Here is a 405-nt window from a genome sequence, read left to right as displayed (position 1 = left end):
GGCGCAGGCGCTGCAGGACGATCCCGCCCTGCTGTCGGCCAGGCTGGGCTGAAGCAATCCGCAAAGGCATGATCCGATGACCCGTATCGACCCCCCGATTGATCCCAACGACGAGAGCGACGAGATGCTGATGGCCCTGGCGGATGGCGAACTGGACGAGGCCACCGCCGAACGCCTGTGGCGGCGGATCGAGACCGACCCCGCCTTGGCTGACCGCTTCGCGCTGTTCGCCGATACCCGTCATGGCCTGCAGGCGGCCTATCCTCCGGAACCCGTGCCCGACCGGCTGATCGCGACCGTCATGGCGGGCACGCCTGCTTCCGATCCGGTCGTCGTGCCATTCAGGCGCAGGGTGTCTGCGCGGCCGATGGCGGCCTGGGCAATGGCCGCGTCGCTGGTCCTGGC

Annotated in this window: 1 pseudogene; it reads left to right on the top strand. The window is 69.1% G+C overall.

Going from position 1 to position 405, the window contains the following annotated elements:
• Window positions 1-76 precede the first annotated feature (76 nt).
• Window positions 77-405: pseudogene (locus TW83_RS17890) on the top strand (hypothetical protein); the annotation flags it as partial.

The sequence above is a fragment of the Paracoccus sp. S4493 genome, assembly GCF_000967735.1.
Lineage (GTDB): Bacteria > Pseudomonadota > Alphaproteobacteria > Rhodobacterales > Rhodobacteraceae > Paracoccus > Paracoccus marcusii.
The sequence above is the reverse complement of the archived record's forward strand: the minus strand, read 5'-3'. Positions and strand labels throughout refer to the sequence as shown.